Source organism: Stappia sp. (genome assembly GCF_965276915.1).
Lineage (GTDB): Bacteria > Pseudomonadota > Alphaproteobacteria > Rhizobiales > Stappiaceae > Stappia.
The window spans coordinates 529,285-550,300 of record NZ_OZ255709.1; the positions used below are offsets into that span (position 1 = coordinate 529,285).

Consider the following 21,016-nt stretch of genomic DNA (forward strand, 5'->3'; position numbering starts at 1 on the left):
CACCGGCAACGAGAATGGGACGAGAGATGAACGCGCGCGACATGCATCCGGCCCTGAAGCGGGCCGCAGGTCTCCTTACCGCCTTCCGCCAGGACCGCCGGGGCGCAATCCTGCCGTTTCTCGCGATCGTCATCATCGTGATCATCGTCGCGGCCGGCTCCGGGCTCGACTTCGGCCGCGCCATCAACCAGCGCCAGGCGATCGCGCGCGGCCTCGACGCGGCAATGCTCGCCGTGGCGCGCGAGCTCTCCGTTCGCAACATGTCTTCCGGCGAGATCAAGGCCTATCTCGACAGCAACTACGAGGCCTATTTCGGCGCCAACGCGGAAGGCTCCGGCATCAAGGGCGCGACGGTCGTCATCGATGCTCCGAAGATCAACACGGAAACGCGGAAAATCGAGGTCTCGGCAAGCTCGCGGGTGCCGACCTACTTCATTCATCTCGCGGGCTTCGGACCGGACGCCCTGAATGTCAGTGTTTCGGCGCAGGCGGTCTATCCCAAGAGCGTCGAGGCGGCACTCGTGCTCGACGTCACCGGCTCGATGGGCGGCAGCAAGATCCAGGCCCTGCGCACCGCCGCGGCAACCTTCGTCAACACGCTGGTTCCCCCGGACGCAGTCGCCACCAACGAGAAGGTCAAGATCGCCGTCGTCCCCTATGCCACCGGTGTCAATATCGGCACAACCCGGGCGACGCTTGCCACCAAGGGCGCGAATGCGAGCAGATCCTCCTATACCTATTGCGTCTCCGAGCGCACAGGCGCACAGGCCTATACGGATGCAAGCTACATCACCGCCTCGATCGGACCCGGCACCCAGCAGGCCAGCTACAAGAAGGGTTACGCCCAGCCGAATAGCGCGAGCTCAAACGTTACCAGCCATGCCGGCTATGTCTGCCCGAATGCGGAACTGGTGCCGTTGACGCTCGATCCCGGCTCGACGTCGAAGGCCGGCACGCCGCTTCACACCATCTCGAAGCTGTCGGCAAGCGGCGGCACCGCCGGCCAGACCGGTGTCGCCTGGGGTTGGTACACACTCTCCAACGCCTGGTCGGGCCTGTGGCCGGCGGACAGCAAGCCGGCCCCCTATACCGACGAACGCGTGCTGAAATACATGCTGCTGATGACCGATGGCGACTTCAACAACTGGTTTGACGGTCCGAGCAAGATCAAGGGCACGACCTACGACTGGCTGGTACGGGACTATGGCTCTGAATCCACCGACCGCGCCCTCAAACTCTGCGCCGCCATCAAGCAGGCCGGCATCAAGATCATCACCGTCGGCTTCCAGATCGGCAGCAACAGCCAGGCAAAGAAGGTCATGAACGACTGCGCATCCTCGCCCGGCGACTACTATCTTGCCGAGGACGATGCGGAACTGAACGCGCGCTTCTCGGCCATCGCCAACCAGATCAAGACGACCTACCTGTCGCGCTGAGGCGGCCGTGTGACGGCCCGCTGGCACCGGATGCCGCGCGGCGGGTGGGCACCTGCTTGAGAAGGTCTCGGCACCTGCCTGCCGCGACCGTCCGCGCCGAAAACATCCGCCGCGATTGCCAATGGATCCCCGCTCGGAGGCGGGGATGACCTCCGTGGGGAGGCAAGGCTGGTTGAGGTTGGCAGCACGGAGGGATGATGCCAGGGTGCCGCAAAGCACCCTGCGTTTCTCTCTCACCGGGGTAGGGAGGCGGCCCTCTGTGGTCGCTCCACCCTCAATCCGTCAACCTGAACCAGCCGACAACACTCGGCAGTCACCCCACACACAGGCCGTCACCCCCGCCGAAGCGCAGCGCAGAGCGGGGGCCCATTCGTTTCCAGAGCGGCGGCGACGGGGACCCGGCTACACGCCGGTCCTGTCCGCCAATGGCGCAGGGCTCCGCGCCTGCCGCGACCGCCGGCGCCGGAAACATCCGCCGAGGTTGCCAATGGATCCCGGATCAGGTCCGGGATGACGTCCGAGAGGGAGGATGCGCCTCGCGCCCCGTCCCGGCCGAGGTGCCAATGGTTCCCGGCTCTCCGGCTTCGCCTGCGGCCGGGATGACGTCCGGGAGGGAGGCAGGGGCCTTGCGCCTCCATCGCGGCGGAGTTGAGAGTTGCCACGGCCCCCTCTGCCCCTCGAGCGGGCGGGGCTACGCGCAGCGGTCGCCGCGCCCCGCCCCGGCCGAGGTTGCTCGCCCTTCGTCCCGTACCGACGCCCCCCTTGCCGCCTCGAAGGCGGCAAGGGGTGCGCGTCGACATGCTCAGGCGCCGCGGTTCTGCCGGTTCTGGATCAGGTCGTCGACGACGGCCGGATCGGCCAGCGTCGAGGTGTCGCCGAGATTGTCGAAGCTGTCCTCGGCGATCTTGCGCAGGATGCGGCGCATGATCTTGCCCGAACGGGTCTTCGGCAGGCCCGGCGCGAACTGGATCAGGTCCGGCGAGGCGATCGGGCCGATTTCCTGGCGCACCCAGGAGCGCAACTCCTTGGCAAGTTCGTCGCTCGGCTCCTCGCCGGCCATCAGCGTCACATAGACATAGATGCCCTGCCCCTTGAGATCGTGCGGATAGCCGACGACGGCGGCTTCCGAGACCTTGGGATGGGCGACCAGCGCCGATTCCACCTCGGCCGTGCCCATGCGGTGGCCGGAGACATTGAGGACATCGTCGACGCGGCCGGTGATCCAGTAGTAGCCGTCCTCGTCGCGCCGGCAGCCGTCGCCGGTGAAATACATGCCCTTGTAGGTGGAGAAATAGGTCTGCACGAACCGCTCGTGATCGCCATAGACCGTGCGCATCTGCCCCGGCCAGCTGTCGGTGATCACCAGGTTGCCCTCGCCGGCGCCCTCCACGATGGTGCCTTCCGCATCGACCAGCGCCGGTTGCACGCCGAAGAAGGGTCGCGTCGCCGAGCCCGGCTTGAGCGCCGTGGCGCCGGGAAGCGGCGTGATCAGGATACCGCCCGTCTCCGTCTGCCACCAGGTGTCGACGATCGGGCAGCGCTTGTCGCCGACCTGCTCGTGATACCAGATCCAGGCTTCCGGATTGATCGGCTCGCCGACCGACCCGAGGATCCTCAGCGAGGAGCGGTCGGTCGACTGCACATGCTCGTCACCGGCGCCCATCAGCGCCCGGATCGCCGTCGGCGCGGTGTAGAAGATCGTCACCTTGTGCTTGTCGACGACTTCCCAGAAGCGCGCCGGGGAGGGATAGGTCGGGATGCCCTCGAACATCAGCGTCGTGGCGCCGTTGGCGAGCGGTCCGTAGACGATATAGGAGTGTCCGGTGACCCAACCGACATCGGCGGTGCACCAGTAGATGTCCTCGTCCTTGCAGTCGAAGACATACTGATGCGTCATCGAGGCATAGACCAGGTAGCCGCCCGACGTGTGCAAAACGCCCTTCGGTTGGCCGGTGGAGCCGGAGGTGTAGAGGATGAAGAGCGGGTCCTCGGCATTCACCTCGACCGGCTCGCAACGGGCCGCGACCCCGGCCGCCGCCTCGTGATACCACACGTCGCGGCCGTCCTTCATGGCGACCTCGCCGCCGGTGCGGCGCACGACCAGCACCTTGTCGACATCGAGTTTTTCCACCGCCCTGTCGACATTGGCCTTGAGCGGCACCTTGCGGCCGCCGCGCAGGCCCTCGTCGGCGGTGATCACCACCTTGCTGTCGCAGCCGGTGATGCGCTGCGCCAGGCTGTCGGGGGAAAAGCCGCCGAAGACGATCGAGTGAACCGCGCCGAGCCGGGCGCAGGCGAGCATCGCATAGGCCGCTTCCGGGATCATCGGCAGGTACAGCGTGACCCGGTCGCCCTTGGAAACGCCGAGATCCTTCAGCACGTTGGCGAAGCGGTTCACCTCGTCATGGAGCTGGCGATAGGTGATGACCTTGTGCTCGGACGGATCGTCCCCCTCCCAGATGATCGCCGGCTTGTCGCCGCGGCTCGCCACATGCCGGTCGACGCAATTGGCCGAGACGTTGAGCGTGCCGTCCTCGAACCACTTGATCGAGACGTTGTGCGGGTCGTAGGAGGTGTTCTTGACCCTGGAATAGGGCCTGATCCAGTCGATCCGCTTGCCGTGCTCGCCCCAGAACGCATCCGGGTCCGAGACGGACGCCGCATACATCTCCTGGTACTTGTCATAGTCGGCATAGGCGGCGGCGGCGATTTCCGCCGGGACCGGATAAAGATTTTCGGACATACGGACCCTCCCGAGGTGTTTTCGGGGCGTCGGCTGGCCATCCGCGCCCCTGATGATCGCCGCGCATTATGAGGATCGCGGCCCGGGCCGTCCACATCGCTGAAATCGTTCTTTCGTAGGCTCGCGGGAAGCGCCGGCGACCCGGCGGAAGGCCCGCGTCACGCGCCGGACGCGATGACGTCAGCCGAACAGGCCGATGACAAAACCCTGGACGATGAGGACGGCAAGCCAGTGGCCGCCGTCGATCACCGTCAGGGCCCAGGACTGGCCCTGGAAGCGGTGGTTGACGATGAGGCTGGTGGCGAGCAGGCCGACCCACACGAGCACCGCCGAAAGGACGCCGTTTGCAAGCGTCACCGGACCGGCGTGATAGATGATCCCGGCGAAGACGAAGGCCATCACCAGCTGGCAGGCGAAGGTGCCGGCGAACAGCAGCGGGTTCGGCCGGACATCGTCCTCGCCAAGCCGGGCCGCGCGCATCCAGGCCTTGCCGAGAACCCCGTACCACAGCGCCCCGACCGCGAAGGAAGCGACCGCGGCGACCAGCACCGCCAGAAGATTGATCCCGTCGAACATCATCCCCGATACCTCCCTTGAAAAGCCTCTCCGCGCGGCCGCTCACCCATTTTCCTGTCAGCCGAAGAGGATCCGCGTGGCACTGCTGCCGAACGCGGCCACAAGGTCCTCCAGCACCTGGCGGCGCTCGGCCGAGCGGCCGGCAAGCAGATGAACCAGCGCCTCGCGTCCGCGCAGCTCGGCCGCCGACAGCGGCGGCCCGCGCCGTGTCCCGTAACGGTCGATCTCGCCGATCCACAGGGTGCGCGGCGGATCGGGCCGGTCATCGCCGGGAGCCTGCCCGCCCGGCGTCCGCTCCTTCGCCCTCTGTCCTTCCGCCTTGCCGCGGCGGCGGCGGGCGCCGAGTTCGATCAGCACGACCGCGTTGCGGAAATCCTCCAGCGTGTCGGCCGGCACCACGGAAAACAGGTAGCGGGCGCCCGAGGCGCCGGCCAGATAGCGGTAGCGGTCGCCAAGCCCGAGATCTTCCGCCGCTCGCGGCGCCTCGGCGGCATTGGCCCGCCCGGCCGCAGGTGCACTGTCGTCGGGCGCACTGTCGGCAAGGGCGCTGTCGGCAGGGGCACTGTCGGCGAGCGCCGGCATCCCCGCCGGGACGGGCAGGTCGGAGGAAGGCAGCGCGTCGGCGGCGCGGAGCGCCCCGCCTTCGCCGGGAGCCTGCCGCACCGGTAAGGCCGGTTGTTTCATGCCGACAATCTAGAACGTATCGTGAACCCTCGCCAGTGCAAAAAATCGCAAGAGCGGCAGCGACGGCCGGGCGCGGCGGAAAAAAAGCCGCCGGCGGAATCCCGCCGGCGGCCTGTCGATCAGTGCAGTCCCGTCCGCACAGCGGATCAGGAGGTGACGAGATTCCTCAGCACGTAGTGCAGGATGCCGCCGGCGCGGACATATTCCAGCTCGTCCTCGGTATCGATGCGGCAGAGCAGCTCGATGGTCTTCTTCGTGCCGTCGGCATATTCCACCTCGACATCGACCATCTGCCGCGGCTTCAGGTCGGCGACGCCCTTGATCGTCACCTTCTCGGTGCCGGCGATCTTGTGCGACTGCCAGCTCTCGCCGTCCTTGAAGGTGAAGGGCAGGACGCCCATGCCGACCAGGTTGGAGCGGTGGATGCGCTCGAAGGACTGCGCGATCACCGCGCGCACGCCGAGCAGGCGGGTGCCCTTGGCCGCCCAGTCGCGCGAGGAACCGGTGCCGTATTCCTTGCCCGCGAAGATGACCAGCGGCGTTCCCGCCTCCTGGTACTCCATCGCCGCGTCATAGATCCACTTCTGCGCGCCGTCCTTCATGGTGACGCCGCCCTCGACGCCCGGCACCATCTGGTTCTTGATGCGGATATTGGCGAAGGTGCCGCGCATCATGACCTGGTGGTTGCCGCGCCTTGCGCCGTAGGAGTTGAAGTCCTTGCGGGCGACCTGGTGCTCCTGCAGGTAGGTGCCCGCCGGCGCCTCCGCCTTGATCGAACCGGCCGGGGAGATGTGGTCGGTGGTGATCGAATCGAGGAAAAGGCCCAGAACCGCGGCGCCCTCGATATCCTCGAGCGGCTTCGGCTCCATGGTCATGCCCTCGAAATAGGGCGGGTTCTGCACATAGGTCGAGCCGCCCGGCCAGCCGTAGGTCATGCCGCCCTCGACCTTGATCCCCTGCCAGTGCTCGTCGCCCTTGAAGACGTCGGAATAGCGGGTGCGGAACATCTCCTCGGTGATCGACGAGCGGATCAGGTCGGTGATCTCCTCGTTGGTCGGCCAGATGTCCTTGAGGTAGACCGGGTTGCCGTCCTGGTCCTCGCCAAGGGAATCCTCGGCGACGTTGATGTGCATCGAGCCGGCAAGCGCGTAGGCGACGACGAGCGGCGGCGAGGCGAGGTAGTTCGCCCGGACGTCCGGATTGACGCGGCCCTCGAAATTGCGGTTGCCCGAAAGCACCGAGCAGGCGACCAGGTCGTTGTCGTTGATGGTCTGCGAGATGGCCGGATCGAGCGGACCCGAGTTGCCGATACAGGTGGTGCAGCCATAGCCGGTCAGGTTGAAGCCCAGCGCGTCGAGATCGGCCTGGACGCCGGCCTTTTCCAGATAGTCGGTGACCACCTGCGAGCCGGGCGCCAGCGAGGTCTTCACCCACGGCTTGACCTTGAGGCCCTTCCTCAGCGCGTTGCGGGCGACAAGCCCGGCGCCGATCAGCACGCTCGGGTTGGAGGTGTTGGTGCAGGACGTGATCGCGGCAATCACCACGTCGCCGTCGGCCAGGCCGTGATCGCGGCCGTTGACGTCGTAGCGCTGGCGCGCCTTGTCGAGAACGCCGGTGGCGCCTTCGCCGACGAAACGCGATTCGCCGCGCGATTCCGGCGTCGCCGCCGGGTCCTTGCCGCCGCCCTTGATCTCCTTCAGCGCCTCGGCGAACTTCACCGCCGCCTCGTCCAGCGCGACACGGTCCTGCGGGCGCTTGGGGCCGGCAAGCGAAGGCACGACGGTGGAGATGTCGAGCTCGAGCGTGTCGGTGAAGACCGGCTCCTCGCCGCCCGAGCGGTACATGCCCTGCGCCTTCGAATAGGCCTCGACCAGCGCGACGCGCTCCGCGTCGCGGCCGGTGGAACGCAGGTATTCGAGCGTGTCGCCATCGACCGGGAAGAAGCCGCAGGTGGCGCCATATTCCGGCGCCATGTTGGCGATCGTCGCCGCGTCCTCGAGGCTCAGGTTGTCGAGACCCGGGCCGAAGAACTCGACGAACTTGCCGACCACGCCCTTCTGGCGGAGCATCTCGACGACGCGCAGCACCAGGTCGGTGGCAGTGATGCCCTCGTTCAGTTCGCCGGTCAGCTTGAAGCCGACGACCTCGGGAATGAGCATGGAGATCGGCTGGCCGAGCATCGCGGCCTCGGCCTCGATGCCGCCGACGCCCCAGCCCAGGACGGCGAGGCCGTTGACCATGGTCGTGTGGCTGTCGGTGCCCACCAGCGTGTCCGGATAGGCGACCGTCTCGCCGTCCTCGTCCTTGGTCCACACGGTCTGGGCCAGATACTCCAGGTTGACCTGGTGACAGATGCCGGTTCCCGGCGGCACGGCGCGGAAATTGTCGAAGGCGGACTGGCCCCAGCGCAGGAACTCGTAGCGCTCGCTGTTGCGCTCGTATTCAAGCTCGACATTGCGCTTGAAGGCAGCCGCCGTGCCGAAATAGTCGACCATCACCGAGTGGTCGATGACCAGGTCGACCGGCACCAGCGGGTTGACCTTCTTCGGGTCGCCGCCGAGCTTGACGGCAGCATCGCGCATGGCGGCAAGGTCGACCACGGCCGGAACGCCGGTGAAGTCCTGCATCAGGACACGCGCCGGGCGGTAGGAGATCTCGTGGTTGGACTTGCGGGTCTTCAGCCATTCGGCACAGGCCAGGATGTCCTGCTTGGTGACCGTCCGCCCGTCCTCGAATCGCAGCAGGTTCTCCAGCACGACCTTGAGCGAGTAGGGCAGCCTGGAAACGCCTTCCAGCCCGTTCTTCTCGGCCTCGGGAATGGAGAAATAGGTGTAGGTCTTGTCCCCGACCTGAAGCGTTTTCCTGGCCTTGAAACTGTCGAGCGATTTGGTCACGGCTGGCGGTCCCCTTGTTGTCTCGGGCGCGGCTGACCCCATGGCCGCGTCGCGCCCAACGAATGCGCTCGCCCGCCTCGCGGTTACCGTCCTGGAAACACGCCGGAAGCCGGGCTCGCCGTCTCGCGCGCGCGGACTTGAGCATCCGCGCACGGGTCGGCGCCCGTATAGCGAATTTCAGCGCCCGGGGCCAGTGGATAGCGCCACGACGCGCATTCCCAATAAGGTTAGGTCCCGGTGGCGCGAAATCCAGAGCCGCAACCGCGTCGCTTTGCGCCTTGATCGCCCCGTGCGCCCATGCAATGGCTCGAAACACGCGGGCGAAACCTTCGCCCCGGCTCGCCGCCCTTGAAACCGGAACGCCATGCGTCTGATTGCCGACAATCTTGCCTGCGACCGGGGCGGCCGCCGTGTCTTCGCCGGTGTCCGGCTTTCCCTCGAAAGCGGTGCGGCCCTCGTCGTCACCGGCCCCAACGGCGTGGGCAAGTCGAGCCTGCTGCGGGTGCTCGCAGGGCTCGTCCAGCCGGCCGAGGGGCGCGTCGCCATCGAGGACGGCGACCGCGAGGCAACGCCGGGCGAGCATTGCCACTATTCCGGCCATCTCGACGCGCTGAAGCCGGCCTTGAGCGTTGCCGAGAACCTTCTCTTCTGGCGCAGCTTCCTCTCGGTACCGGCAGCGCCGGCATCCCCTGGCCTTGCCCCGTGCGATCCGGACACGGCGCTGGAGCGCGTCGGCATCGGCCATGTCGCCGACCTGCCCGCAGCCTATCTGTCCGCCGGCCAGCGCCGGCGGCTGGCACTGGCCCGACTTCTCGTCACCGCCCGCCCGGTCTGGCTGCTCGACGAGCCGACCGCCGCCCTCGATGCAGCGTCCGAGGAGACCCTGACGGGGCTGATGCGGGCCCATGTGAAAGCCGGCGGCATGATCGTCGCCGCCACCCACCAGCCGCTCGACCTCGGCCCGGATCCCGACCTGGTCGCGACGCTGCACCTGGAGGCGACCATATGAGCGACCCGGCGCAAGGCGGCTCCTGGGTCGGCGCGCTGTTCGCGCGCGAGCTGCGCCTCTCCGTCCGCGTCGGCGGCGGTGCGCTGATCGGCGTGCTGTTCTTCCTCGCGGTGATCGCCGTGATCCCCTTCGGCGTCGGCCCCGACCTCAAGCTGCTGGCCCGCATCGGGCCGGCCGTGTTGTGGATCGGCGCGCTGCTCGCAACCCTGCTCGGCCTCGACCGGCTGTTCCAGGCCGACCGCGACGACGGCTCGCTCGACCTGATGCTGATGGCGGGCCGGCCGCTGGAACTCGTCGTGCTGGTCAAGTGCCTGGCCCACTGGGCCGGAACCGGACTGCCGCTGGTGATCGCCGCCCCGGTGCTCGCCATCTTCCTCAACCTGGAGCCGCTGGCCACCGGCGCGGTGACGCTGACCCTCGCCGTCGGCACCCCGGCGCTCACGCTGATCGGCGCGATCGGCGCGGCGCTGACCGTTTCCCTGCGCCGCGGCGGGCTGCTGCTCGCGGTGCTCGTCATCCCGTTCAGCATTCCGGTGCTGATCTTCGGCGTCAGCGCCGCCGACGCGGCGATCACCGATCCGACACCGTTCCTGACGCCGTTTCTGTTTCTCTGCGCGCTGACGCTGGTCGCCTCGGTCGTCGGCCCCGTTGCCGCCGCAATGGCGCTGCGGTTTTCCTCCGACTGACCGGCGCCTCCCCGGGCCTCGCGCCGGTTTGATCGAGATCAGCGCGCATGTGCGCCGCATGCCGCATTGAAAGCGAACCGCCCCGAGACTAGAACAGTTCCATGGCAATCGCAGACCTCGCCAATCCGACCCGTTTCATGGCCCTTTCGGGCAAGCTGCTGCCGTGGCTGGGCATTGCCTGTGCGCTCGCCTTCGCCGCCGGCCTCTACATGACGTTCTTCGTCGCCCCGGACGACTACCAGCAGGGCGCCACGGTCAAGATCATGTTCCTGCATGTGCCGGCCGCCTGGCTCGCCATGATGTGCTACTCGGTGATGGCGGTTTCCGCCCTGGGAACACTGATCTGGAAGCACCCGCTCGCCGACGTCTCGGCCCGCGCGGCCGCCCCGATCGGCGCCGCCTTCACTTTCCTGTCGCTGATCACCGGCTCGCTCTGGGGCAAGCCGATGTGGGGCGCTTACTGGGTGTGGGACGCGCGGCTGACCTCGGTTCTGGTGCTGTTCATCATGTATCTCGGCCTGATCGCACTGTGGCGCACGGTGGAGGATCCGATCCGCGCCGGCAAGGCGACCGCCGTGCTGACGCTGGTCGGCGCCATCAACCTGCCGATCATCAAGTTCTCCGTCGACTGGTGGAACACGCTGCACCAGCCGGCGAGCGTCATGCGCCTCGACGGGCCGGCCATCCACCCGACCATCCTGTGGCCGCTGCTGGTGATGGCGCTCGCCTTCACCTTGCTGTTCTTCACCATGCACATGATGGCGATGCGCAACGAGGTGCTGCGCCGCCGGCTGCGCACCCTGCAGCTGGGCGCGGCCAGCGCCCGCACCGCCACAGCCCGTCCGCAGGCCGCCGAATGACCGTTCTTCCCGACCTCGGCCCCCACGCGGGCTTTATCCTTGCCTGCTACGCGATCACCCTGGCGACCGTCGCCGGCCTTTTCGTCTGGCTGCGCGCCGACCGGGCAAGGCTGGTCGCCACGCTCGCACGGCTCGAGGCGCAGGGCGTGCGCCGGCGCTCCGGGCGCGCCGCGGCCGATGACGGCACCCCCTCCTCTGCCGGAGCCGAACGATGAGCAAGACGGAGACGACCGGCACACCGGAAAGCAACATGTCGACAGACGGCAAGGATACCGCGCGCCGCCGCATCCCGCTGCTGGCGCTGCTGCCGCTGATCGTCTTCTCGCTGCTGGCGCTGCTCTTCCTGGTGCAGCTGCTGAGCGGCAAGGACACCTCCCAGGTGCCCTCCGCGCTGATCGACAAGCCCGCGCCCGAATTCACGCTGCCGCCGGTCGACGGGCTCACGAGGGACGGCACGGCCGTGGCCGGCGTGTCGCGCGCCGACCTTCTCGGCAAGGTCAGCGTCGTCAACATCTTCGCCTCCTGGTGCGTGCCCTGCCGGCAGGAACACCCCCTGCTGGAAGATCTCGCCCGCTCCGGCAAGGCGCAGATGATCGGCATCAACTACAAGGACAAGGCGGAGAACGCCCGCCGTTTCCTCGGCACGCTCGGCAACCCGTACGACCTGGTCGGCGCCGACGAAAACGGCCGCGCCGCCATCGACTGGGGCGTCTACGGCGTCCCGGAAACCTTCATCGTCGATGCACGCGGCACGATCCGCTACAAGTTCATAGGCCCGCTTTCGCCGGAGGCCTACGAGGGCACATTCCTGCCGGAGCTGGAAAAGATCCTCGCGACACCGCAAGGGTGATACTCCGGACGGGCCGGCACCCCCCGCCGGCATGCGCGAGACGGGCACGGTTCCGCGCGCGATCTTCCCGTTTGCGTGATCTCAAGTCCTCGTGAGTGGCCTTCGCCGGCAACGCAACCTATTGTCCGGATCGAGGGCGGCGCACCGGCAAGGGGCCGGCGCCGAAGGTCAACCGGACGACGCAGGCTTTCAGGCCTCGCGGCGACGGACAACAAGTGCGGCAGGCCCAATGCGGACAGTCTCCCGGTTCCTTGCTTTCGTGTTTCTGCCGCTGGTCATGACGGCCGGCGCCGCCCATGCCGGCGACCAGCGCGCCGTGGTCGAACTGTTCACCAGCCAGGGCTGCTCTTCCTGCCCGCCCGCCGACAAGCTGATGGGCGAATTGGCCGGACGCCGCGATCTCGTCGCGCTCTCCTATCCCGTCGACTACTGGGACTATCTCGGCTGGCGCGACACGCTCGCCTCGCCCGACAACAGCGCCCGCCAGCGCGCCTATGCCGAGGCCCGCGGCGACCGCTCCGTCTACACCCCGCAGATCGTCGTCAACGGCGCCGCCCATGTCATCGGAAGCGACCGCGCGGCGCTGAAGCGCGAACTCTCCCGCCGCCCGTCGCTGCCGGTCACGGTCGACCTGCGCATGGCCGGGGACCTGCTGGAAGCGCGGGTCAACGGGATACTGCCGCAGCGCGCCAGGATGGCCACCGTCTATTTCGTCTTCGTCGCCGACCCCCTCACCGTCGACATCGGCCGCGGCGAGAATGGCGGCCGCGCGGTGACCTATCACCATGTCGTGCGCGGCATTCGCGCCGTCGGCATGTGGGAAGGCGGGACGGCCACCTACCGGTTGCCGAAAAGCGAGATGGCCAAGATGAAGGCCGGACATTGCGCGGTGCTCGTCCAGATCGAGGACAGCGGGCGCCCGGGCGCGATCCTCGGCGCCGCGATCCACTGAATTCCGCCGACGCGCGCGGGTTTGTCATTCCCGGGAAAACAGGGTAGGCCTTTGCCGCCGCCGGCATGCCGGCGAGCTGTTCCCGACGCCCGAGCCTTCCGGCAGGCCGGCGTCCCCGGTTTCGTGCTGAAGGCCGCCCGCCATGTCACTTCGCCTGCGCGTCGCGCTTGCCAGCATCCTTGTCGGCCTGATCGTGCTCGGGCTGAAATTCCTCGCCTACTGGTGGACGGGCTCGGTCGCGCTCTATTCCGACGCGCTCGAATCGGTGGTCAACGTGGCCTCCGCGATCGCCGCCTTCCTTGCGGTCTGGTTCGCCGCCAAGCCCGCCGACAGCAACCACCCCTACGGCCATCACAAGGCCGAGTACATGGCCGCCGTGCTCGTCGGGGTGATGATCGTGCTCGCCGCCCTGTCGATCGCCCGCGAGGCCTGGCTTGCCTATCAGGACCCGCCGCCGGTCTCCTTCACGCCGGAGGGCCTTGGCATGAACGCGCTCGCCAGCGTGATCAACGGCATCTGGGCCTTCGTGCTGATCCGCGTCGGGCGAAGCCACCGGTCGATGGCGCTTGTCGCCGACGGCAAGCACCTGACCACAGATGTCGTCTCTTCGCTCGCCGTGCTCATCGGCGTGCTGCTGGTCTTCCTGACCGGGATACAGGCGCTCGATTCGCTGCTTGCCGGGCTCGTCGCCCTCAACATCCTGTGGTCGGGCTGGGGATTGATGAAGGAATCGCTCGGCGGGCTGATGGACGAGGCCGTCGCCCCGGCGCTGCAGGATCGCATCCGCGACGTGATCTCCTCGGCCGGCGACGGCGCCATCGAGGCGCATGACCTCAGGACCCGCTCGGCCGGACACGTGATCTTCGTGGATTTCCATCTGGTGGTGCCCGCCGACATGACGGTCGAGCGCGCCCACGAGATCTGCGACCGGATCGAGGAGGCCATCTCCACCGACGTGCCGGGCGCCCGCAGCACCATCCATGTGGAGCCCGAGCACAAGGCCAAGCACACGGGCATCGTCGTCATCTGAACGGCAGGCGCAAGACAGCCCGTCAGCCGGACTTCAACCGGGGGCGCGGCCAAGGATCGCCCGGTCGAGCGCGGAGAACAGCATCGCCGGCAGCACCGGCTTTTCCATAAGCGCGTCGAAACCGGCCGCCTCCAGGCCGGGACGATCGGCCAGCGTCGCCGCGGTGATGCCGATCACCGGAAGCCGGGCGGTGGCCGTCCGCGCGCGGATCCCGGCAAGCGTCGCGACCCCGTCCATTCCCGGCATGTTGATATCGAGCAGCACCGCGTCGAAAGGTTCTTCGGCAAGACGTTCAAGCGCCGCCTCGCCGCTCTCGGCCAGCACCGTGTCGCAACCGAAGGCCCCGAGAATCGCCTCCATCATCCGCCGGTTGGCCTCGTTGTCGTCGACGACGAGCAGCCGCCGCCGGGCGACGGGACGGACGTTCCCGCGCGCCGCGCCCCCAGCCCGCCAGCCGGCCGCCCAGCCGGTCGCCGGACGATCCTCGCCTTCCGGATCGCGGGCGCCTGTCACGTCGGCCGCCGGAGCGAGAAGCGGCAGGCGCAGCTCGAAGCAGCTGCCCTGCGGCGAACTTTCAAAAAGCGTCAGCCCCCCGCCCTGCGCAGCCGCCAGCCGCGCCGCGCTCCAAAGGCCGAGCCCGGTGCCGGACGCGGTGCCGCGAGCCAGATCGCCCCGCTGCCGCGCCCTGAACAGCAGCGGCCGCTCCTCCGGCGGAATGCCGATCCCGGTATCGGCCAGCCGGATCGCCACGGCCGGACGGGCCCCGCCCGGCACGAGCGCGGCGGTGAGCGCTATGCCCCCTTCCCCGGTATATTTGAGCGCGTTGTCATAGAGCACGGAGAGAATGCGCCTGAGCGCCAGCGGATCGGCGACGCTGTAGGCGTCGAGCGCGCCGGCGATCTCGCACCGGCTGGCAAGGCCCCTGGCGCGGGCATCGGCGGCAAACAGGTCGGTGACCGACCGGATGATCCCGACCAGGTCGCGCGCATCGTCCGCGCGCGGGGCCTGCGCGCCCGAAAGCCCCTCCGCCGTCATCGACAGGAGGGCGTCGATCGCCATCTCCAGCGTGCGGATCGCGGAGGTCTGGCGCGGTGTCGTCGGCTCGGTGTCGATGATCTCGACCGCCGTGCGCATGGCCGAAAGCGGCGTGCGCAGGTCATGCAGCAGGACCGAGATGCGCGCATCCTCGCCGGCGCCGCCAGCGGACAGCGACGTGTCCGACGGGCCGTCGAGAGGGCCTGTCGGACCCTCGTGCGATCCTGCCGCGCGCCGTTCGTCGTCGCCTCCGGTCGTTGCGGACATGCCGTCTCCTTCGGTGGTGCGGGCGCGCTCGCGTCAGCACGGTACGCTGCGCACTGTGACCGAGCCGCGCGCCGAATCAAGCCTACATCTTGTCGCCAGGGCCGGCCCATGCGAAAGAGCCAACATGGTTGACCAGATCCTTGCCATCGTCCTGCCGGTCTTCGCGCTGATCGCGATCGGCTATATCGCCGCGCGCATCAAGCTGCTCGACGCCCGCATCGGCGACGCGCTCGGCCAGTTCGTCTATGTGATCGCGATCCCCGTGCTGATCTTCCGGACCCTGGCGACGAGTTCGCTCGACGGCGTCTCGCCCTGGGGCTTCTGGATTTCCTACTTCACCGGCGTCGCCGTCGTGTGGACCGCCGGCACGCTGATCATCCGCAAGGTGTTCAAGCGCGAGGCACGCGCCGGCGTCATCGGCGGCATCAATGCCGGTTTCGCCAACACCGTTCTGGTCGGCATCCCGCTGATCACCGCGCTGCACGGCGAGGCCGGCCTCGTGCCGCTCTTCGTGCTGATCTCCATCCACCTGCCGGTGCTGACGGTCGTCTGCGCCGTGCTGATGGAGCGGGCCGCCGTGCTCGATGGCACCCAGGAGGCGAAGCCGCTGGGCGAACTGCTCGCCGGCATTGCCCGCAATCTTGCGACCAACCCGATCGTCATCGGCATCATCGCCGGCGGCATCTGGCGCGTCACCGGACTGCCGGTCGAGGGTATCTTCGCCGACGTGCTCGGCCGCATCGCCGGGGCGGCGATCCCCATCGCCCTGTTCTCGCTCGGCATGAGCATGGTCGCCTACGGCATTCGCGGCAATCTCGCCCCGGGCCTCGTCCTTGGCGCGCTGAAGATCGTGGTGATGCCGGCCGTCGTCTATGTGATGGCGGCCCATGTGGTGCACCTGCCGCCGCTGTGGATCTCGGTGGCGACGCTGACGGCGGCCTGCCCGACCGGCATCAACGCTTTCCTCTTCGCCAATCGCTACGGCACCGGCCACGCCATGTCGGCCAACTCGATCACCCTGACGACGGCGCTCGCCGTGGTCGCCACCGGTGCCTGGATGGCCTTTCTCGGGCTCTGACGCCCGGTCGCACGGCGCACGCCGCAATCAGGCGAGCCCGACCAGGGCGCGAATGTCCTTCGGTTCCGCCCCTTGCGCCCTGAGCACAGCCAGCGCCGTGTCTCCCCGGGATTTCGACAGCTTGCGCCCGTCCTCGCCCAGCACCAGCCGGTGGTGAAGGTAGACGGGCTCGGCCAGGCCAAGCAGCATCTGCAGCACCCGGTGGACGGCGGTCGCCTCGAAGAGATCGCGCCCGCGCACCACATGGGTGACGCCCTGCAGCGCATCGTCGAGGACAACGGAAAGATGATAGCTGGTCGGCGTGTCCTTGCGCGCCAGCACCACATCGCCCCAGCGCGCCGGATCGGCGGCGATCCGCGCGATACGGCCGTCCTCGCCAAGCTCCTGCCAGGAAAGCGGCGCGGACAGACGGGCCAGCGCCGCGTCCATGTCGAGCCTGAGCGCGAAAGGTGCCCCGCTGGCCGCGCGGGCACCGATCTCCTCGTCAGGCAGCACGGCGGCGTCCCCCGGATAAAGCGGCGCCCCGTCGGGATCGCGGGGAAAGGGGGTTCCCTCGCGCGCTTCGAAATCGGCAACCGCCTGGCGGATCTCGCCGCGCGTCAGGTAGCCGCGATACAAAAGCCCCGTCGCCTCAAGCCGGTCGAGAGCCGCCGCGTAGTCGGAAAAATGCTCCGATTGCCGTCGCACGGGCTCCTCCCAAGCGAGGCCGAGCCAGGCGAGATCGGCCAGCATTGCCGCCTCGAGTTCCCGCGTGCAGCGCGCGCGGTCGATATCTTCGATCCGGAGAAGGAGACGGCCGCCCGCCTGCCGCGCCATGTCGGCGTTGAGCAGGGCGGACAGGGCATGGCCAAGATGCAGGCGGCCATTGGGCGAGGGGGCGAAACGGAAAACCGGGCGTGTCATGTCGCCCCAGTTGTCCGGCACTGGCGGTATCCGGTCAATGGCCGGTCGGGCCCGGGAACCGTGGTTCAGCGATCGGCATCGTCCATGTCGCTGCAGGTCTTCAGGTAGACGCCCTTCGGCAGCTTCGTCGTCGGATCGCCGCAAGCCCCGACCATGCGCGCCGCGTCGAGCCCGCGCGCACCGGAAAGATCCGCCCCGACCAGCCGCGTTCGCCGCATCAACGCGCCTTCCAGATTGGCATCCGACAGATCGGCCCCGGTCAGGTCGGCGCTGGAAAAATGCGCGCCGGAAAGATCCGCCCCGCGAAAGATCGCGCCGACGGCCTTCACCCGGTCGAAATCGGCATAGGGAAGCCGGGCATCGGACAGGTCGGCATTCATCAGGTCGGCGCGTTCCAGGTTTACGCCATCCATCTTGGCTTCGCGAAAACTCGCGCCGGCGGCCTGGGCCCGGATCAGCAGCGCCAGCCGCATGTCCGCGCCGGCAAGACTTGCGCCGGCAAGCTTCGCCTCGATCAGGTCGGCATTGCGCAGGTCCGCTCCATCGAGCCTGGCCTTGACCAGCACCGCCTTTTCCATGTCGACGCCGCGCATCGAGGCGCCCGTGAGGTCCGCGCCGGAAAGATCCGTCCGCTCGACCTCGGCGCGGCGCAGGTCGGCGTCCTTCAGGTCGGCGCCGACAAGCGCGGCCTCCTTCAGGTCCGCCTCGCGCAGGATCGCCCGCGAAAGCTTCGCCTCCTGCAGCTTGAGGCCGCGCAGTTCCGACAGGCGCAGGTCGCAGCGCGCGCATTCACCCGTGCGCTTCAGGCGCTCGACATCGGTCTCCGCCGCCGCCATGCCGGCAAGCACCGTGCCCATGAACCCGGCAAGCGCCATCGCCGGGGCGAGGCGGCCAAGACGACCAACACGTGAACCCAAAGCCATCCCGGATATTCCTCCCATGCGTCCGGCCTCCCCAAGCCGGAACGCGTCACGTCACCCTCGACATATCTTTTCAGGTAGGCGACGACCGCGGCCATTTTAAGGGCTTGCCCGTTGCAAATCGGTTTAACCACGCAACCTCCGTACAGTTGCGGCCCTGTGAAAGAAGCTGAGGACTCCCGTCCGGCAACTTGTTAATATCCTGTGGATTCTGCCAAGCGAACCGGGGGGCGGTCGCCATGAAGGGACTTCTGGATTTCCTGAAGGAAACGCGCGGCCGGGGCGGGCGTCGGGTGCGAAAACCGGTGCGGCATCTTGCTGTCCTGCTCGCCGCGGGCCTCGTTGTGCTCGCCGCGGCCGGCGCGGGGCCGGCACCGGCGCAGGCGGCGGAGATCGTCGCGCGCATCGATCTGTCCGACCAGCGCATGAGCGTCTATGTCAACGGCCGGCGGGCACACTCCTGGCCGGTTTCCACCGCCCGGCGCGGCTACCGCACGCCTGTCGGAACCTTTCGGCCCGGGCGCATGCACAAGCGTTATTTCTCGAAGAAATACAATGGCGCGCCGATGCCCTATTCAGTGTTCTTCCATGGCGGCTACGCCATCCACGGCACCGACCAGATCCGCAGGCTCGGCCAGCCGGCCTCGCATGGCTGCATCCGCCTGCATCCCGGCAACGCACGGCAGCTCTTTTCGATGATCCGGCAGTCGGGAAAACACAATGCGCGAATCGTTATCACCCGGTAACCTTTACCGGCGATCGCGCGTAACGCCCCTTTGCGGAATGCCGCGCGGCGCATAAAGTGACGGGATCGGTCTCCCGCCGCGCAAGCGGGAGGAGGCTGGCGGGACGAAGGAAGACAGCGGGGTCGCATTTGCCGCCTTCCCTCGTCCGCCAATCGCTGACGACGCACTACCTACTATCAGCGTGCCAATGATGGAGCAAAACCCTTGCCAAATCGTTGGCACGCCGATCCCACAGGATCTGTGCGCGCGACCGACCATCCACACAACATGTTGAGGCTGTTAGGGGTTCGCTAACCTCTCCTGCGACGCATTTCGCAAGGCGGGATGCGGGTTCGGGTTAAGGTGCGTTAACGAAGCCGTTGGTCAGGCCCCCGGGAAGCGGGATTCACATGAATTCTTCGCGCAGATCGACGCTGGAGCGGGTGCCGACCGAATCATAATGCGCGCCCGCCCATTGCTCGGCCGCCTGCCGGCCGATGTCGCGCAGATGGGTGAGAAAACGCCATTCCGCATTGACCTTCGAGGAGGACTGCAGCGGCTTCAGCCCCTCCGCCGAGATGCGGTGGATATGGACCTTCTGGTAGTCCTTGCGGTCGAGCTTGCCGTCCTCGATCAGCCGCGTGACGAACTCGATGGCGCGCATCTCGCGCAAGAGCGTCGAGTTGAAGGTGATCTCGTTCAGCCGGTTGAGGATCTCGCGCGCCGTGCGCGGCGTCTCGTTGCGCTCCACCGGGTTGATCTGCACCAGCACCGTGTCCGGCGTGCCGGTGTTGCCGAACAGCGGGAACAGCGGCGGATTGCCCATGTAGCCGCCATCCCAGTAGGGCACGCCGTCGATCTCCACCGCCTGGAAGAGATGCGGCAGGCAGGCGGACGCCATCACCGCGTCGAGCGTGATCTCCTCGCCGGAAAAGACCTTGATCTTGCCGCTATGGACATTGGTCGCGCTGATGAAGACCCGGATCGCCTGGCAGGCGTTGACCGCGTCGAAATCGACGGTCTCGGCCACCACCTCGCGCAGCGGGTTGATGTTGAGCGGGTTGAACTCGTAAGGCGAGGCAAAGCGCGAGGCGATGTCGAAGGCGAGGAAGCTCGGCGACATGTCGAGGCTCCACTGGCCCATGATCACGTCGAGCGGCGTGCGGCGGATGGGGCTCAGCCAGGCGCGGTCGCTGACCGCCTTCCAGAAGCGGTGGAGCGCCGCGCGCGCGCCCTCCTCGCCGCCCTCGTGCATGCCGGCGGCCAGCACCACCGCGTTCATCGCGCCGGCCGAGGTGCCGCTGACGCCCTCGATGGTGAACAGCTCGCGCTCCAGCAACCAGTCGAGCACGCCCCAGGTGAAGGCGCCATGGGCACCGCCCCCCTGCAGGGCGAGATTGATCGGCTTGGGCGCGCCGGCCGTCTCCGTCTCCCGACCCTTGCCGGACGTCACTGGGCGACCCAGCCGCCGTCCATCTGCAGCATCGCGCCGGTGATCGCCGACGCCTGGTCGCCGGCGAGATAAAGCGCCAGCGCCGCCACCTGGTCGACGGTGACGAATTCCTTGGTCGGCTGGGCGGCGAGCAGCACGTCGCGCTTCACCTCGTCCTCGGTCATCCCGCGCGCCTTCATCGTGTCGGGGATCTGGGCTTCCACAAGCGGCGTCCAGACATAGCCCGGGCAGATGGCGTTGACGGTGACGCCCGACTGCGCGACTTCCAGCGCGATGGTCTTGGTGAAGCCGGCGATGCCGTGCTTGGCCGCCACATAGGCGCTCTTGAAGGGCGAGGCGACCAGTGCATGGGCCGAGGCGGTGTTGATGATCCGCCCCCAGCCCTTTTTCTTCATGCCCGGCACGGCGGCCCGCGTCGTGTGGAAGGCGGAGGAGAGGTTGATCGCGATGATCGCGTCCCATTTCGCGACCGGAAAATCCTCGACCGGCGAGACGTGCTGGATGCCGGCATTGTTGACGAGGATGTCGACGCCACCGAAGGCCTTTTCGGCGTCCGCCATCATCGCCGCGATCTCGTCCGGCTTCGTCATGTCGGCGCCCGAGTGGTGGCAGGTGACGCCGAACTCGCTCTCGATCCCGGAACGTTCCTTCTCGATCGCATCCGCCTCGCCAAAGCCGTTGATCACCACGTTGGCGCCATTGGCGGCGAAGATGCGGGCGATGGCGAGGCCAATGCCCGAGGTGGAGCCGGTGACGAGGGCGGTCTTGTTGGTCAGCATGCGAAACGATCTCCTGTCCTGCCGGGTCGCGAAAGCCCCGGCCGGCGCCCTTGCGGCGCCTTCTGCCTGGCCGGCGCCCGTCCGGCGCCTCCGGGGAAAACCCGCCACATAGAACATGAGATCGCGCTGCACTGCA

The 21,016-nt window shown here is 67.8% G+C and carries 19 protein-coding genes; 10 read left to right on the plus strand and 9 right to left on the minus strand.

Translation table 11 applies throughout. The annotated features are described in order from the left end of the window. Positions 1–26 precede the first annotated feature (26 nt). Positions 27–1,436: a pilus assembly protein TadG-related protein gene (locus ACQY46_RS02435; RefSeq protein ID WP_428698732.1), complete on the plus strand. Its 1,410-nt coding sequence runs from the start codon at positions 27–29 to the stop codon at positions 1,434–1,436. Positions 1,437–2,238: 802 nt separating this feature from the next. Here ACQY46_RS02435 and acs read toward each other — a convergent pair. From acs to acnA, 4 genes are all read right to left on the minus strand, one after another. After that, positions 2,239–4,179 carry an acetate--CoA ligase gene (gene acs / locus ACQY46_RS02440; RefSeq protein ID WP_428698733.1) on the minus strand — a complete coding sequence of 647 codons (1,941 nt, stop codon included), beginning with the start codon at positions 4,177–4,179 and terminating at the stop codon, positions 2,239–2,241. Positions 4,180–4,359: 180 nt separating this feature from the next. After that, positions 4,360–4,758, minus strand: a complete 399-nt coding sequence (locus ACQY46_RS02445) for a DUF1761 domain-containing protein (RefSeq protein ID WP_428698734.1) — start codon at positions 4,756–4,758, stop codon at positions 4,360–4,362. A 54-nt stretch (positions 4,759–4,812) separates the two neighbouring features. Beyond that, on the minus strand, positions 4,813–5,439 hold the full coding sequence (locus ACQY46_RS02450) for a hypothetical protein (RefSeq protein ID WP_428698735.1): 627 nt from the start codon (positions 5,437–5,439) through the stop codon (positions 4,813–4,815). Between the two features lie 146 nt (positions 5,440–5,585). Continuing rightward, positions 5,586–8,333 (minus strand): aconitate hydratase AcnA, encoded by a 2,748-nt coding sequence (acnA, locus tag ACQY46_RS02455; RefSeq protein ID WP_428698736.1) that lies wholly within the window; start codon positions 8,331–8,333, stop codon positions 5,586–5,588. A gap of 364 nt (positions 8,334–8,697) precedes the next feature. On the opposite strand from acnA, the gene ccmA reads away from it, so the two are divergent. From ccmA to ACQY46_RS02490, 7 genes are all read left to right on the plus strand, one after another. Next, entirely contained in the window at positions 8,698–9,342 is a 645-nt protein-coding gene (gene ccmA, locus ACQY46_RS02460; protein ID WP_428698737.1) for a heme ABC exporter ATP-binding protein CcmA, read from the plus strand. Further along, the gene (gene ccmB / locus ACQY46_RS02465) at positions 9,339–10,028 is read left to right on the plus strand and encodes a heme exporter protein CcmB (protein WP_428698738.1); all 690 of its coding nucleotides are present in this window, start codon (positions 9,339–9,341) and stop codon (positions 10,026–10,028) included. Before ccmA ends, ccmB begins: the two co-directional genes overlap by 4 nt. A gap of 101 nt (positions 10,029–10,129) precedes the next feature. After that, entirely contained in the window at positions 10,130–10,888 is a 759-nt protein-coding gene (locus tag ACQY46_RS02470; protein ID WP_428698739.1) for a heme ABC transporter permease, read from the plus strand. Then, positions 10,885–11,103 (plus strand): heme exporter protein CcmD, encoded by a 219-nt coding sequence (gene ccmD, locus ACQY46_RS02475; RefSeq protein WP_428698740.1) that lies wholly within the window; start codon positions 10,885–10,887, stop codon positions 11,101–11,103. The genes ACQY46_RS02470 and ccmD overlap by 4 nt, the downstream gene beginning before the upstream one ends. Continuing rightward, the gene (locus tag ACQY46_RS02480) at positions 11,100–11,738 is read left to right on the plus strand and encodes a DsbE family thiol:disulfide interchange protein (RefSeq protein WP_428698741.1); all 639 of its coding nucleotides are present in this window, start codon (positions 11,100–11,102) and stop codon (positions 11,736–11,738) included. Before ccmD ends, ACQY46_RS02480 begins: the two co-directional genes overlap by 4 nt. 229 nt (positions 11,739–11,967) lie before the next feature. Further along, positions 11,968–12,690: a DUF1223 domain-containing protein gene (locus ACQY46_RS02485; RefSeq protein WP_428698742.1), complete on the plus strand. Its 723-nt coding sequence runs from the start codon at positions 11,968–11,970 to the stop codon at positions 12,688–12,690. Between the two features lie 142 nt (positions 12,691–12,832). Further along, positions 12,833–13,720 (plus strand): cation diffusion facilitator family transporter, encoded by an 888-nt coding sequence (locus ACQY46_RS02490; protein WP_428698743.1) that lies wholly within the window; start codon positions 12,833–12,835, stop codon positions 13,718–13,720. 33 nt (positions 13,721–13,753) lie between these two features. Here the strand turns inward: ACQY46_RS02490 and ACQY46_RS02495 are convergent, their stop codons facing one another. Further along, on the minus strand, positions 13,754–15,022 hold the full coding sequence (locus tag ACQY46_RS02495; protein WP_428698744.1) for a response regulator: 1,269 nt from the start codon (positions 15,020–15,022) through the stop codon (positions 13,754–13,756). A gap of 124 nt (positions 15,023–15,146) precedes the next feature. On the opposite strand from ACQY46_RS02495, the gene ACQY46_RS02500 reads away from it, so the two are divergent. Further along, positions 15,147–16,100, plus strand: a complete 954-nt coding sequence (locus ACQY46_RS02500; protein ID WP_428698746.1) for an AEC family transporter — start codon at positions 15,147–15,149, stop codon at positions 16,098–16,100. A gap of 27 nt (positions 16,101–16,127) precedes the next feature. On the opposite strand, the gene gluQRS is transcribed toward ACQY46_RS02500, so the two are convergent. Next, positions 16,128–17,003, minus strand: a complete 876-nt coding sequence (gluQRS, locus tag ACQY46_RS02505) for a tRNA glutamyl-Q(34) synthetase GluQRS (protein WP_428698747.1) — start codon at positions 17,001–17,003, stop codon at positions 16,128–16,130. A gap of 65 nt (positions 17,004–17,068) precedes the next feature. Then, positions 17,069–17,926, minus strand: coding sequence for a pentapeptide repeat-containing protein (locus tag ACQY46_RS02510; protein WP_428698748.1), 858 nt, complete (start codon positions 17,924–17,926; stop codon positions 17,069–17,071). A gap of 236 nt (positions 17,927–18,162) precedes the next feature. Here ACQY46_RS02510 and ACQY46_RS02515 point away from each other — a divergent pair, with 236 nt between their 5' ends. Continuing rightward, on the plus strand, positions 18,163–18,669 hold the full coding sequence (locus ACQY46_RS02515) for a L,D-transpeptidase (RefSeq protein ID WP_428698749.1): 507 nt from the start codon (positions 18,163–18,165) through the stop codon (positions 18,667–18,669). A gap of 385 nt (positions 18,670–19,054) precedes the next feature. Here ACQY46_RS02515 and ACQY46_RS02520 read toward each other — a convergent pair whose 3' ends face one another. Together ACQY46_RS02520 and ACQY46_RS02525 are read right to left on the minus strand one after the other, a co-directional pair. Further along, positions 19,055–20,101: a patatin-like phospholipase family protein gene (locus tag ACQY46_RS02520; RefSeq protein WP_428698750.1), complete on the minus strand. Its 1,047-nt coding sequence runs from the start codon at positions 20,099–20,101 to the stop codon at positions 19,055–19,057. Continuing rightward, the gene (locus ACQY46_RS02525; RefSeq protein ID WP_428698751.1) at positions 20,098–20,880 is read right to left on the minus strand and encodes a 3-hydroxybutyrate dehydrogenase; all 783 of its coding nucleotides are present in this window, start codon (positions 20,878–20,880) and stop codon (positions 20,098–20,100) included. Before ACQY46_RS02525 ends, ACQY46_RS02520 begins: the two co-directional genes overlap by 4 nt. Between the last annotated feature and the right edge of the window lie 136 nt (positions 20,881–21,016).